Annotated in this window: 16 protein-coding genes; 12 read left to right on the forward strand and 4 right to left on the reverse strand. The window is 36.7% G+C overall.

Annotated features, from left to right (window positions below; genetic code table 11):
• The first annotated feature begins 4 nt into the window (after positions 1 to 4).
• From DDY94_RS01355 to DDY94_RS01410, 12 genes are all read left to right on the forward strand, one after another.
• Positions 5 to 1012 (forward strand): alpha/beta fold hydrolase, encoded by a 1008-nt coding sequence (locus DDY94_RS01355; protein WP_111682226.1) that lies wholly within the window; start codon positions 5 to 7, stop codon positions 1010 to 1012.
• Positions 1013 to 1142: 130 nt separating this feature from the next.
• Positions 1143 to 1616 carry a nucleoside deaminase gene (locus tag DDY94_RS01360; protein ID WP_111682227.1) on the forward strand — a complete coding sequence of 158 codons (474 nt, stop codon included), beginning with the start codon at positions 1143 to 1145 and terminating at the stop codon, positions 1614 to 1616.
• Between the two features lie 131 nt (positions 1617 to 1747).
• Positions 1748 to 2083, forward strand: a complete 336-nt coding sequence (locus tag DDY94_RS01365; RefSeq protein ID WP_111682228.1) for an arsenosugar biosynthesis-associated peroxidase-like protein — start codon at positions 1748 to 1750, stop codon at positions 2081 to 2083.
• 18 nt (positions 2084 to 2101) lie between these two features.
• Positions 2102 to 3157, forward strand: coding sequence for an arsenosugar biosynthesis radical SAM (seleno)protein ArsS (gene arsS / locus DDY94_RS01370; protein WP_111682229.1), 1056 nt, complete (start codon positions 2102 to 2104; stop codon positions 3155 to 3157).
• An 18-nt stretch (positions 3158 to 3175) separates the two neighbouring features.
• A complete protein-coding gene (locus tag DDY94_RS01375; RefSeq protein ID WP_111682230.1) occupies positions 3176 to 3670 on the forward strand; it encodes a rhodanese-like domain-containing protein in 495 nt (164 codons plus the stop codon).
• The gene (locus tag DDY94_RS01380; RefSeq protein ID WP_111682231.1) at positions 3663 to 4292 is read left to right on the forward strand and encodes a TIGR04282 family arsenosugar biosynthesis glycosyltransferase; all 630 of its coding nucleotides are present in this window, start codon (positions 3663 to 3665) and stop codon (positions 4290 to 4292) included. The genes DDY94_RS01375 and DDY94_RS01380 overlap by 8 nt, the downstream gene beginning before the upstream one ends.
• Positions 4285 to 5097, forward strand: coding sequence for a purine-nucleoside phosphorylase (locus DDY94_RS01385; RefSeq protein ID WP_111682232.1), 813 nt, complete (start codon positions 4285 to 4287; stop codon positions 5095 to 5097). Before DDY94_RS01380 ends, DDY94_RS01385 begins: the two co-directional genes overlap by 8 nt.
• A gap of 50 nt (positions 5098 to 5147) precedes the next feature.
• Complete coding sequence (gene arsM, locus DDY94_RS01390) at positions 5148 to 6116, forward strand: arsenosugar biosynthesis arsenite methyltransferase ArsM (protein ID WP_111682504.1); 969 nt, start codon at positions 5148 to 5150, stop codon at positions 6114 to 6116.
• A gap of 42 nt (positions 6117 to 6158) precedes the next feature.
• The gene (locus DDY94_RS01395) at positions 6159 to 7040 is read left to right on the forward strand and encodes a sterol desaturase family protein (RefSeq protein ID WP_111682233.1); all 882 of its coding nucleotides are present in this window, start codon (positions 6159 to 6161) and stop codon (positions 7038 to 7040) included.
• Between the two features lie 46 nt (positions 7041 to 7086).
• Positions 7087 to 7956: a DUF547 domain-containing protein gene (locus tag DDY94_RS01400; protein WP_111682234.1), complete on the forward strand. Its 870-nt coding sequence runs from the start codon at positions 7087 to 7089 to the stop codon at positions 7954 to 7956.
• A 16-nt stretch (positions 7957 to 7972) separates the two neighbouring features.
• Positions 7973 to 8779: a TIGR04283 family arsenosugar biosynthesis glycosyltransferase gene (locus DDY94_RS01405; RefSeq protein ID WP_111682235.1), complete on the forward strand. Its 807-nt coding sequence runs from the start codon at positions 7973 to 7975 to the stop codon at positions 8777 to 8779.
• Between the two features lie 119 nt (positions 8780 to 8898).
• On the forward strand, positions 8899 to 10509 hold the full coding sequence (locus tag DDY94_RS01410) for a peptidase associated/transthyretin-like domain-containing protein (RefSeq protein ID WP_111682236.1): 1611 nt from the start codon (positions 8899 to 8901) through the stop codon (positions 10507 to 10509).
• A 24-nt stretch (positions 10510 to 10533) separates the two neighbouring features.
• Here DDY94_RS01410 and DDY94_RS01415 read toward each other — a convergent pair whose 3' ends face one another.
• The 4 genes from DDY94_RS01415 to DDY94_RS01430 form a co-directional block, all read right to left on the reverse strand.
• Positions 10534 to 11262: a metallophosphoesterase family protein gene (locus tag DDY94_RS01415; protein WP_111682237.1), complete on the reverse strand. Its 729-nt coding sequence runs from the start codon at positions 11260 to 11262 to the stop codon at positions 10534 to 10536.
• Between the two features lie 65 nt (positions 11263 to 11327).
• Positions 11328 to 12590, reverse strand: a complete 1263-nt coding sequence (locus DDY94_RS01420) for a POTRA domain-containing protein (RefSeq protein ID WP_111682238.1) — start codon at positions 12588 to 12590, stop codon at positions 11328 to 11330.
• A 59-nt stretch (positions 12591 to 12649) separates the two neighbouring features.
• Complete coding sequence (locus DDY94_RS01425; RefSeq protein ID WP_111682239.1) at positions 12650 to 13393, reverse strand: hypothetical protein; 744 nt, start codon at positions 13391 to 13393, stop codon at positions 12650 to 12652.
• A complete protein-coding gene (locus tag DDY94_RS01430) occupies positions 13390 to 14400 on the reverse strand; it encodes a glycoside hydrolase family 113 (protein ID WP_111682240.1) in 1011 nt (336 codons plus the stop codon). Before DDY94_RS01430 ends, DDY94_RS01425 begins: the two co-directional genes overlap by 4 nt.
• Positions 14401 to 14427 lie beyond the last annotated feature (27 nt).

Here is a 14427-nt window from a genome sequence, read left to right on the forward strand (position 1 = left end):
TAAAATGAGTGCATTAAAACATATCACAATTTCAAAATACCAGCTAAAAAATGGTGAGGTAAAAGATATTGGATTGTCCTATCAGACATTTGGTTTACCACTTGCCGAAGCACCAATTGTGCTCGTAATCCATGCCCTTACTGGCAACTCTAATGTTATTGGTGAAAAGGGCTGGTGGAATGATTTAATTGGCGATCAGAAATGTATAGACACCAATGAATATACGATACTTGCGTTTAATATTCCTGGTAATGGCTATGATAATAATCCTGAAAATTTAATTGAAAATTATAAGGATTTCAACGCTAGAAATATTGCAGAACTTTTCAGTTTGGGACTAGAAGAGTTAGACGTTAAGCAACTATTCGCCGTTATTGGCGGCTCTGTTGGAGGCGGTATTGCCTGGGAATTAGCAGCCCTTAAACCAAATTTAATTCAGCATTTAATTCCGGTAGCAACCGATTGGAAATCTACAGATTGGTTAATTGCAAACTGTCATATACAGGACGCCATTTTGAACCATTCAAATCGACCATTGGCTGATGCCAGAATGCATGCGATGACCCTTTACCGTACACCAGAATCATTGACGCAAAAGTTTCAAAGAACAAAAAGGGAATCGACATTGTTCAATATTGAATCATGGTTGAACCATCACGGGAATACCTTAACGAATCGATTTAATCTTTCTGCATACAAAATGATGAATCAAATTTTGCGAACCATCGATATTTGTGAGGATCGTGGTGACTTCTTAGAGGTAGCCTCCAAGATCAAGTCGTGTATTCATCTGGTAACCATAAATTCTGACTTATTTTTTAAGCCAGAAGAAAACTGGAATACCTATGTAGAATTAAAGGCTGTAAAGGAAAACGTTACCATTCATGAAATAAAATCTATTCATGGACATGATGCTTTTTTGATAGAATTTGATCAATTGGCAAGGTTCTTGAAACCTATTTTCAAGGTTCAAGTAAATGCTATTGAAACAGTTTCAAAATGTGTAGCTTAAACCAATGTGCTATTAATCAAAAAATCCGAGTTTAGGCTCGGATTTTTTTATGCTCATAACTGCTGAAAATTCAAACTATACTTTCAAAATTTTACAAATACCAGTATCTTTCCTTATTATTTAAATTCAAATGAACGACAAAGAAAAGTTTATGAAAGCGGCCGTTAATGAGGCGCTCAAAGGCATGAGAAATAATGAAGGTGGGCCTTTTGGATGTGTGATTGTTAAGGACGGAAAAATTGTAGGCCGTGGTCATAATATCGTGACCTCAACTAATGATCCAACAGCGCACGCTGAAGTAACGGCGATTAGAAACGCCTGTGAAAATTTAGGATCATTTCAATTAGAAGGTTGCGAAATCTTCACCTCTTGCGAACCCTGCCCAATGTGCTTAGGCGCTATTTATTGGGCACGACCAGACAAAGTCTATTACGGAAGTAATCAAATAGATGCTGCTAACATTGGATTTGACGACGCCTTTATTTACAAAGAAATTCCGTTGCCATATCATGAACGAAGTATTCCTTTTGAACAGCTGGCTAGAGATATTGCTCTAGAACCCTTCAACGAATGGAAAGACAAGGAAGACAAAACTGAATACTAAAGGTCAACTACCTTAAATTTATGATCCTTCAAAAATCAATAATTAAAAATGCAGATTTTCTGTAATCTTTAAGAATTAACTTCGACAAAAAGCAGTATATTGATTTTTCGTAAAAAATTATAACTACATATATGTCTAAAAACTATTATGATCCGGCGGATTTAAGAAAGTTTGGAAAAATTACTGAATGGAGTGAAGAACTTGGCAACAAGTTTTTTGATTACTATGGAAAAGTTTTTGAAGAAGGTGCTTTAACTGCGCGCGAAAAGTCTTTAATAGCCTTGGCGGTTGCGCACACCGAACAGTGTCCTTATTGTATAGATGCTTATACAAAAGATGGCCTGCAACGTGGTGTAACCAAAGAAGAAATGATGGAAGCCATTCATGTTGGTGCTGCAATAAAAAGCGGCGCAACCTTAGTACATGGTGTCCAAATGATGAATAAGGTGAACAAACTCGACGGTTAGAAACTAAAAAACTACTTAATGGCGACGAAGTCTCTAAAGAAGCGCGAAAGCGAACTAGCAAATAGTAATAGGCAACTTGAAATACTTTCAAACGGAATTTTTCAGAATGGTGAATTACCAACCTTTGCTTCAAAAATTGCTGAAACTGATCAATTTCCACTTAAAGCAAAAAAGCTCGAAATTTTACAAATCAATGTTGGTTACATGTGCAACCAGGTATGCGAGCATTGCCACGTTGATGCAGGTCCAGATCGCAAGGAAATAATGACACGTGAAACCATGCAACAATGTTTGGAAGTCATTAAAAAAACAGGAGCACATACACTCGATCTCACCGGAGGTGCACCCGAGATGAACCCCGATTTTAGATGGTTCGTAGAGGAAGCTGCAAAAGCTGGAATTAAAGACTTTATCGTAAGATCTAATCTTACGATTATTCGTGCAAATAAAAAGTATTACGACCTTCCGGAGTTTTTCAAAAAGCATAATGTGCATGTGGTAAGTTCTATGCCGCATTGGACAAGAGGTAAAACCGACAAGCAACGTGGTGACGGGGTCTTTGACAAGTCGATCAAAGCACTACAAGAATTAAATGCTATTGGCTATGGAATGCCCGATAGTGATTTAAGGCTCGATTTGGTCTACAATCCTTCTGGTGCATTTTTGCCAGGAGACCAAGTGTCTATGGAAAAGGATTTCAAGAAAGCATTAATGGAAGATTTCGGAATTCAATTTCACAATCTATTTGCCATAACTAACCTTCCTATCAGTAGATTCTTAGATTATTTGATTGCCTCAGAAAACTATGAAGATTACATGTACCAGCTGGTTGATGCATACAATCCGGCAGCTGTTGCCAACGTAATGTGTACCAATACGCTTTCTGTAAGCTGGGACGGATATTTGTATGATTGTGATTTTAATCAGATGTTAGAATTACCCGTAAATAGTAAAGCGAAGCATATTTCAGAATACAACGAAGAACTTCTCGAAGGTAGAAAAATTGTAATTTCACAACATTGTTACGGCTGTACCGCTGGCGCTGGAAGTAGTTGCCAAGGTACTGTTGCTTAAGTCCAACTATTGTTATTTATGAAGAACCTACTTTTCGTTTTTACGCTTTCATTTTCATTTTTGATCAGTGCCCAAGATTCTATCTCAGAATTACTTGAAGATTACAATACTGAAAGTATTCCTTATATAAAGGTTGAAAATTTGGCATTAAACGAAACATCAACCATTCTTCTAGATGCCAGAGAAATCAAAGAATACAACACCAGTCATTTAAAAGGTGCCATTCATGTTGGATACGACGAATTTGATATTTCAAAAGTAACTCAAACTGTATCTGATAAAAGTTCAAAAATTGTAGTGTATTGTTCTATCGGTATTCGTTCTGAAGACATCGCCGAAGAATTAAAAAAAGAAGGATATACCAACGTTTACAATTTATTTGGTGGTATTTTTGAATGGAAAAATAACGACCATACCATTTACGATAACTCAAATCAACCCACTGAAAATGTTCACACTTATTCCGAAAAATGGAGCAAGTGGCTCTTAAAAGGCAATAAGATATATGACTGAAGCACTTGTAATTGTATTTGTAAAAAATATAAAACTAGGCACTGTTAAAACCCGATTGGCAAAAACCATCGGAGATTACGGTGCTTTTGAAGTTTACTCAGAATTAGTAAAGATCACCGAAACAGCGACTTCAAAATTAAGTATTGATAAGCGAATTTACTTTTCAAATGCTATTGTTGAATCGAAATGGGGACAACACTACAAAGCGGTTCAGGACGGTGAAGATTTAGGTGAAAGAATGCTCAATGCCTTTAAAGATGGATTTGAAGCAGGTTATAAAAAAATCGTTTTGATCGGTTCAGATCTTCCAGATATCAATGAGGATCATATCAAAAAAGGCATTGAGGCTTTAGCTCAAAGTGAGGTTGTATTTGGACCAGCTGAAGACGGTGGGTATTACCTCATCGGATTAAGTAAACTTATTCCTGAAATATTCATAAACAAGCCTTGGAGCCAGTCGAACTTACTGAAGGAAACGTTACAAGAGTTACAAAGTTTAGATCAAAAGGTAATTACTTTAGACACCCTCAATGATATTGATACCTACGAAGATTTGATTGCCTCAGATTTTTATAAAAACAACGAAAAACTACAAGAAAAAATACAGCAGCTCAATGATTAAATTTATTACAGAAAGTACTGAATACTTGCAAAACAAGGGGTTTGACAATCCTGAAGTGGGAATAATTCTAGGCACAGGCCTTGGACAATTAATAAATGAGATCGATATCATTGCTGAAGCTAGTTATAATCATATCCCAAACTTTCCGACGGCGACCGTTGAATTTCACAAGGGAAAATTGATCTATGGAAATCTTGGCGGTAAAAAAGTGGTTGTAATGCAAGGGCGCTTTCATGTGTATGAAGGTTATACACTTCAAGATGTTACTTTCCCGGTAAGAATAATGGAAAAATTGGGTATTAAAACCTTATTAGTTTCGAATGCTGCTGGTGCTGTTAATTTAGATTTCAAAAAAGGGGAATTAATGCTTATAGATGATCATATCAATCTTCAAGGAAGTTCTCCTCTAGCCTTCAAAGGCGTTGCGAAATTAGGTGATCGGTTTACAGATATGAGCGCGCCTTACGACGCAGAGATCAATTCAAAAATTGAAACCATTGCTGAAGCTCAAGGTATTAAATTACACAAAGGCGTTTACGCTAGTGTCGTTGGACCTCAGTTAGAAACAAGAGCTGAATATAGGATGTTGAAGATCATTGGCGCAGATGCTGTTGGGATGAGTACAGTACCAGAAATTATTGTTGCCAACCACTTGAGATTAAAAGCGGCTGCGGTGTCAGTTTTGACGGATGAATGCGACCCAGATAATTTAGAACCGGTAAATATTGATGAGATCATTGCTATGGCAGCCAAAGCGGAGCCACATATGATCACCTTATTTAAGGAATTGATAAAGAGCCTTTAAAAATTTTATATTAATTAAAAATGATTTCTGCTTGGCAGAAAAACCAAATTATGAGTTACTTAGAAGCTACACACGATTTATACAAAGAAGCGGCCTTAACACCCGATGTCGGGCTTTGTTGCACCACGAATCCTATTTGGGAACTCCCAGGATTGAAGATCCCTAAAATAATGCAAGAAATGAATTATGGTTGTGGCTCTACCGTGCATGCGCGCGATCTTACAAATAATCCGAAGATGCTTTATGTTGGTGTAGGCGGCGGTATGGAATTACTGCAGTTTGCCTACTTCAATCGCAATAAGGGTGGTGTTGTTGGTGTTGATGTGGTTGATGAAATGCTTGAAGCTTCAAGAAAGAACTTCAAGGAAGCTGAGGAATTAAACCCATGGTTTAAGAGCGAATTTGTAGATCTAAAAAAAGGTGACGCTTTAAATCTTCCTGTTGAAGATAATAGTATTGATGTTGCTGCGCAGAACTGCTTATTCAATATTTTTAAAGCTGATGATCTGAAGAAAGCAATTGCCGAAATGTACCGTGTTTTAAAACCTCACGGAAGGTTGGTAATGAGCGATCCCACTTGCGAACAACCAATGAATGACGAATTGCGTAACGATGACAGACTACGAGCACTTTGCCTTAGCGGAAGTTTACCAATAGCTGAATACGTAAAAATGCTTACGGATGCCGGATTTGGAACTATTGAGATCAGAGCACGCAAGCCATACCGTATATTAGACCCTAAACATTACAATACAGACGAACTCATTTATATCGAATCGATTGAGGTAGCAGCTATTAAAGATCCGATGCCAGCGGATGGCCCTTGTATCTTTACTGGCAAAGCGGCAATCTATTTTGGAGATGAAGATTATATCGATGATAATGCAGGTCATATTTTATTGAAAAATCAACCGCTTGCAGTATGCGATAAGACGGCTGGTGCTTTGGCCAGTTTAGGAAGAGATGATATTTTTATTAGCGAATCGACCTTCCATTACGACGGTGGAGGTTGCTGTTAATTAGAAGCCTAGCGCCTACGTTTTAAGATTGAAAAACTTCTGATGGATAAGTATATAGACATCATACAAAACTCCTATTCAGGGTATTGGAATTACCTCAAGTACGAGCTCATCGACCTCAATCATTGGGATAATTATTTCTATGGACTTATTTTGATATCCGTACTGGTCTGGATCTTAGAAATTGCATTCCCCTGGCGCAAAGAACAAGCGTTGTTTAGAAAAGACTTCTGGCTAGACACCTTTTATATGTTTTTCAACTTTTTTGTGTTGAATCTCATTGTTTTAATAGCCCTTTCAAACACCGTTGCCGAACTACTTAATGACGGTTTAGCTACTGTAGGATTATTGTTATCTAGCTTTCAATTATTTGATTCTAATGATCTCCCTAAATGGTTGGGATTACTCATCTTCTTTTTGGTAAATGATTTTGTACAGTGGAATACGCATCGACTCTTACATCGTGTACCGTTCTTATGGAATTTCCATAAGGTGCATCACTCTGTTAAAGAAATGGGATTTGCAGCACATTTGCGCTACCATTGGATGGAACCCGTGGTTTATAACTCTATTCGCTATATTCCTTTGGCCATCATCGCAAACTATAGCTCTCAGGACGTGGCCATTGTTTATTTCTTTACCATAGCCATTGGTCATTTAAATCACGCTAATCTGGGTTGGGATTATGGTATTTTCAAGTATATTTTCAATAATCCTAAAATGCACATTTGGCATCATGCTAAGCAATTGCCTGAACGTGTAAGGTATGGTGTTAATTTCGGACTAACACTAAGTCTTTGGGACTATATCTTTAAAACTAATTACATTCCTCACGATGGTAGAGATATTGAATTGGGCTTTGAAGGTGATGAAGATTTCCCGAAGGATTTTGTGAGTCAGGAGTTATACCCCATCAAGAAATGAGTTGTATACCTTCCTCAGTTGAAACATACATTCATACGTTTTAAGCATGAAATACATTTCCATTTTATTACTAGCAGTCGTTCTGTTTTCGTGCGGAGGAACAAAAAATGTGGTTCAAGATCAAAGCAATACAACACAAGAAGTCAGTACATCAGAATCTCCTGAAGTTCAGGATTCAATACCTGTAGAGGAGCCTATTCAAACTGAAAAAAGTAGTATTCAAAAAGAAAGCCAACCTACAGATTCAGTGATTAATGTATCTCGAGGCAAAACTATTTCGATACACGATGCATGGAACGATCTACTTCAAAAATATGTATCATCCGAAGGAGAAGTCGACTATGGGGGCTTTAAAAGTGACAAAGCAAAACTACGATCTTACATTGATGCATTATCTGAATTATCACCTAATAATGAATGGTTAAAAAACGAAACACTTGCCTATTGGATCAATGCCTATAACGCCTTAACGATCGATCTTATTCTACGTAATTACCCTTTAGAAAGCATTAAAGACATTAAAGATCCTTGGGATCAACGCCTTTGGAAATTTGGTGAAAAGTGGATCAATTTAAATGACATAGAGCACAAGATCTTGAGAAAAATGAACGAACCGCGGATTCATTTTGCGATTGTCTGCGCCTCAGAATCTTGTCCGAAGTTATTAAATGAAGCTTTCACTGCCAACACTTTAGAAACGCAATTATCAGATGCTACAAGAGGTTTTCTTTCGGATACTTCAAAAAATGAAATTTCAGAAAACGAGATAAAACTCTCTAAGATTTTCAAATGGTTTGCCAAGGATTTTAAAACTGAAGGAAGCCTGATCGATTTTCTTAATGCCTATACCGATGTCAACATTTCTAATAAAGCCAAAAAGAGTTTTAAGGACTATGATTGGAGTTTAAATAATTAATTTCAGCCCCAGCAATATGATAAATATAATTATTCCTGTTTTGAATGAATCTGAGATGATTGGAGACCTACTCCATCACCTTATGAATAATTCTTCCAAAGGGAATATTAGCGATATTATTGTTGTAGACGGCGGAAGCACTGACGGTACACAAAAGATTGTAAATGATTTCATCGCTTCAAATCTTTCCGTTACTGATGAAAAGCTGGTTTTTGAAAATTCAAATCTGAAATCAAACAATACATCAACCTTTGTAGTCGATACAAAAGTTTCGATTGAAAGTTCCTTACAGACCAACATTCAATTGATCAATTCAAAAAAAGGCCGCGCTAAACAAATGAATTTTGGGGCAAAACATGCTAAAGGAAGTATTCTTTATTTTTTACATGCAGACGCCTTCCCGCCTAAAAATTTTGATCAGCTCATTATCGATGAAATTAAAAAAGGGAATGATGCGGGTTGTTTCAGAATGCAATTTGAGAGCAAACATTGGTGGCTTAGATTAGCCAGCTGGCTCACCCAATTTTCTTGGCGGGCGTGTCGTGGAGGAGACCAAAGTCAGTTTATTACCAAGGCTCTTTTCGATGCCATTGGTGGCTTTGATGAAAATTATATGATCTATGAAGACAATATCTTAATTAACGAGCTCTACGCGCGCAAAGAATTTGTTGTGATCAATAAAAAGATTAGAACCTCAGCCCGACTTTACAAAAAGGTAGGAATATGGAAACTACAATACCATTTTTGGGCAATTTATGTGAAGCGCTGGTTTGGTGCCTCTGCTGATGAATTATTGGCTTATTATAAGCGGCATATAAGCTAAAGTTAGCAGTTTATTTTAGCCATGTCAGATTACAAAAAATTTATTTAAAGTTTAGTTAATCCTCTAAAGATTTTCGTCACTTAGCCCTAACTTAACAAATCATTTTCTATTAAGATTACATGAGGGCTTGGTTTACTTTCATTTTCCTGGGATTATTTTCATTTCAATGTGTTTTTGCACAAAATTTAGAACAGATTTTACTCAAAATAATAGATAGTGAGTCTTTCGAACCTATTTCTTTTTCAACGGTTAGAATTAAAGCATCAAGTATTGGAGTTATTGCAGATTACAACGGCGAACTAAGAATCCCTTCAATCTATCAAAATGAAATAGCCATAATTTCTTGTATTGGATATGAAGCTCAAGAAATTGATCTCAGTGAATTGCAAACTAATGCACTTTATACTATAAGGCTTACGCCGCAGGTTGAAGCGCTTAATCCTGTTTTTATAAGTTCAAGGAATAAGGTAAAAGGCATTAATCTTAGTCCAAAAAGTTATGTTGAAAAAAGCAGAAAATTATATGCGAAGGATATTGTTTTAGAAGCCATTGCAAAAATTCCGGAAAACCTCAGCAGCCAGCCTCACTCTTATGTGGGTTACTATAGAGACTACCAGTTAGTAGATAATGAATTCCACAATTTAAATGAAGCTATACTAGAAACTTTCGACACTGGAATAAACACACGACTCTTAGACGCGAATACGGTGTCTACAGTGGTTTATAACTTCAATCAGAATAAAGATTTTAAACAAGATACTTCCCTAACGAAAGCTTACAACGGAATAACCAAGTACATAGAAAACTCTCAAATTTTACCGCGAGGCGGAAATGAACATACCATTTTAAGCATTCATGATCCCATCAGAAACTACAACTTAAACACCTTTTCTTATGTTTACGAATTGCGATCAGATTTTCCAAAATTGCACAAGTTTGAAAAGGGTAAGGTTTTGTTTTTGAACAACGAGCCCATTCTAGTGGTTAATTTCAAAAAGGCTAGACCTCACGATTTCAGCAGTATTTATGGCATAAAAACTGCCCGAGACGAATATATTCAAGGGTCGATATATATTTCACTAGTAGATTATTCTATCCACAGATTCAATTACAAAGTCTTAGTACCGAGAACGAATAAAGTACTATTCAATGTGAGTTTAGAATATGCACGTCAGAATGATAAAATGTACCTCAATTACATTACGTTCAATAATTCATTTGTTGTTGGAGAAGGATTTGAACTCAGAGAAGAAAAAGTAGAATTTGACAAAAAAGAACAAGCGTTTTATATCACATTCAACAATACGGAACACATGTTTAACTATAGGACTTTAAAAAAGGCCAATTTTAAGTTTAGACTAGGTGATCAGAGGCTAAGGACAACCTCTGTCAACGGTATAGAAGGCAATAAAAGAATAGTCAGGGTTGAAGTTGAAAATTATGACAGAACGCCAATAGAATTGAATGTCGATAATATTGAAGATTTAACTTATGAAATAAAAAAAGTACGTGACGCGGTAGGTAACGAAATATACCAACAAAACACCATTCAGGGCGATCAGTTCAGGGAATTTTTTGTTCAGCAAGTACATGAGGAACATCCTCTTCCTGATGGCTTGATCGTTATGGATAAAAACCTACCTATGACTGAAATAATATTGAACGACTTTCCAGACATGAATCAATATTGGATCAATTCGCCCTTAATGAATAAAAAATATAGAGATTGAATTATTTAAAGGCTTACAATTAAATTATCTATTTCTTCCCATTTCATAGGGATACAAATAAGTAAGCGCATCGCTTTGAAAGACTTCCTTAGTTTCAATATCAATTGCTGATAATTTTCCAGTAAAAGCAGCGCCGGTGTCGATATTCCAAACATTAATAGCATTCATCGGTTCATGCTTGTGGTAATTGAGTGTTGGTGTGTGACCGATATATATTTCGCTGTAATGTTTGAGTCGGTTAGGATATAATTCTGAATTCTTCTGAATTCGCTTGTCCATGGTAAGCGCCATTTCCCAAAGGGTTCTATCGAAGTAAAAGGTCTCTCGGTGCGATTCGCGTGCTACACCATGCATGGAAGTAAAACCGGCATGAACAAAAAGTCGTTTGTCATCATCGATATGATATAGCGGCATTGCTTCAAAAAATTGAAGATGTTCTTTTTTATGGTCATCACTAAATCCTGCGTAGCTCGCAATAGTTTCTTTACCTCCATGATGATACCAAATCTCAGTTAAAGTGCCATCTGCCAGCCATTGTTCGCACCAAACGTCGTGATTCCCTTTTATAAAAATGCAGGCATTCGACTTAGATAATTCTATCAAACGGTCAATGACCTGAGCCGATTCGCTCCAGCCATCTACATAGTCGCCTAAAAAAATGAGGGCATCTTCATTAGTAACATTCGCACGTTCTAAAATCTGAATTAGGGCTTTTAATCCCCCGTGAATATCGCCTATGGCTAATGTTCGCATTGCAACTTTTTTATGGAGATACTAAGCTAAAAAAAGATAATTACTTATAACCTATGAAAACCGTATTAAAAATACTGACCAATTCCAAATACAAATCCTTGAGTTGCATCTTCGGTGATTCCCACACCATAATCTATTCTGAAAATGGCATTAAAGATTTTTTTATGGATAAATCGCAATCCAACTCCTGGGTATACTCTTAAGTTTTGAGTATCGGCGAAATCACCGAAGTCCCCTCCGGGATTTCGCCAGCTTCCGGCGTCGATAAAGGCATTACCCTGAAGTGCGAACCAGCCTTTTTCATAGAGTGTATGTCGGTATTCCGTGTTAAGGACAATGGCTGCTGTACCGCGGTCTATAAGGTTTCCAACACCGCGAATGTTCAAATTGTTGTCAACGGCGAAAGGCGCAAAAGGCGTATCTTCATTAGAAGCAACTCCGAAACGTAAGCGGTTAGCCCAGTTCCCACGTTTTCCGAAGCGTTTAAAATATTGAAAATCATTCCAACCAATCAGGAAATCGGGAAGCATTTCGTCATTGCGCGAATGCACATATTGAAAGTTAAAAATACTCCTGAATCCTTCCACATATTGATAGTCGTAGTTAAGATTATTATACTCATAAATAAGCTTATACAGCATTTTATCAACTACCAGTTCTTGAGGCACATTAGGATTGGTTGCTCCAGAAACATATTCGTAATCTTCAGTGAAGAAGCTTACACCGAGTTCAATTCTATTTGTAAAATTGATTTGATACAAACCCAACACTTCAATCGACTCATTATTGTAACGATAATCGGCTGTGGTATTATCGAAAAAAACAGGTTCTTGTGTGGTGAGATCCTGATAATTTACCGCTAAACCTATCTTCCTTGAGAACAGAAATGGCGCTCTAAAATTTATGGCATAAGAATCAAAAATATCTTTCTGATAAAATCCACCAAAAGCAATATTTTGCCCAAGTAAATTGAACTCATAAAGTCCCAAACGATAGGCAAATTCATCGTCATTAGTAGTATACACATTTGCTGATGGAATTATAGTAAAATTCTCTTCAATATTGTAAAATACGTTGTATTCATTCGGTTCTTCCGCCGGAAACACCTGGTAGTAGGCATGTGCGATAGAGGGCAACCGTTTTAATAAGCGTATGTCTTCTTCAATTAGAGCAGAATCTAATGGAACACCTGGTTTAATAAAAGCAATCTTTTTTACAAAGGACGTCTTCAGTTTTTTGTTTCCTTGTATCTTCAGGTCGGCTACAAGTGGTTCCTGAGCATTTCCAAAGGCCACAAAAAAGAAAATTAAAATTGAAAGATTTTTCATCTGTTGGTTATTCCTAAACTTGGTCGTTGCTTAGAAATAACCTTACGAAAAAATTGAAATTATTCTGCTATAAATGCACGACTATGCACCGTATTTATCCAATTGTCTAGGCCAATATCTAATACCGTAAATTCATAGTTTTCATCTTGAACTAAATTAGGCGGAACATTCTGAGAAAGATTGAGCGTAACATTGGTTAGATCAAAGTATTGAAAGTGACTGTCATTTGTGAAAGTCAAGGAAAGTACGGCATCATTTTGATCCTTCATGATCTCGAAAAAGAAAGCATTATTTTCAGCGGATTGCACACTCCATTCAAAATTAGCTGAACCACTCATTCCCTGATCAATTACAATATCCTCAATATAATCTGTCTGCCGGAAAAGGTTATTAATTCTAATTGGGCTACTCAGCTTTATTTTGTCTTCAATCTTGTAAGTCATGATAATCCATTCATCCCTTAGAAAAGTATGCCTAAACGTTTTGATTTTGGCATCGGAAATAAGTGTTGGTTGAATTTCCATTAATAAGTAGCGGTAAAGATCTTGCTCATTAATATTTGGTGTATCTGTTTCGTAAAACTTTATGTCTGAAGCGCCCTCTTCAATAACCGCATAGATATTAGTATGATCACTATTAGCTAAATCATTGCCTGCGAAGGTGAAAATAGCATCCGTTTGATAGAGATTGTTTTCGAGATCCTCAGGAAGGAACGTATTATTTTGAAACACAATTGGAACGCTTTCGTTCTTTACACAACTAGTTATAGCAATGAAAACTGCTAATAAAATTATTTTCTTCATTTATCTATTTGATAGTATTTTTTAACCACCTCTTCGGCGGGTTTATTTTGTGGCGTAAATCTTGAATTATCCTCACCGCCAACATCTTCGTGGGCGATAAACCATTTCCAGATAAAACCACCGGCAAACCAATCTTCATTCCAAAAAGTTTCAAACAAGGCCTTTGTTGTATTCACCTGAGCTTCTAGATTCACTTCATTCATACTTCGGTCTGAGACCCAAGGTTTTCTTCCAGCATAGTCAACACTTCTGTAGCCATATTCAGTAAATAAGATCGGTTTTTGATGATCTTCTGCCAATTTTTTAATGATGTCCTTATGCTTTTTCCAGCCTTCCATACAGGTTTCAAATGTTGGTGTTTGCTCATCGCTCACCGGAAAATAGGCATCTACACCAATGTAATCTAATTGATCCCAAAACGGCGTTCTTCTAAATTCATCCCAATTAGCTGCATAGGTCAGCTTACCGTTATATGTCTCTCGGATCGATTTTATGAGTCCGGTCCAGTATTCTGGTCTGTACTTCACAAATAATTCAAGTTCTGTTCCTATACATAAAATCTCAGCTTTTGTTTCTTCCGCTAACTCTGCATATTCTAGAATAAACTTAGAATAGGATGATTCTAAAGTTTTCCAGTCTTCTTCAGAATTCATCATTATGTTTCCTGTAAACTCACCTCTCCAAACCCAGATCTGCGGTTTCACCATGATCTTAATATTTTGCTTTCGCAACTCTTCAATATACTGCTTGGCGCCTGCTCTGGTTTCCCCAAACCATTGTCTGTCTGTATTGTAAATTACGTTTGGGTTTTCCAAATTTCTAATAAATCCGAATGGCATTACTGCAGCATAATTGGCGTTTACATTTACGACCGGATTTACATGAGATTGGTCTGCCTTTTTTGGTGAAGCGACAAAACTTACACCATTAATTTTTTCTTCTTGTCCGTTGCATGCGGTTAAGGTTACGACCAACAGACCAACAAATAGGCGTTTAAAAAGTTGCATAAGCACAGATTATAAACACCTAAATTA

The sequence above is a fragment of the Winogradskyella tangerina genome, from assembly GCF_003260205.1.
Lineage (GTDB): Bacteria > Bacteroidota > Bacteroidia > Flavobacteriales > Flavobacteriaceae > Winogradskyella > Winogradskyella tangerina.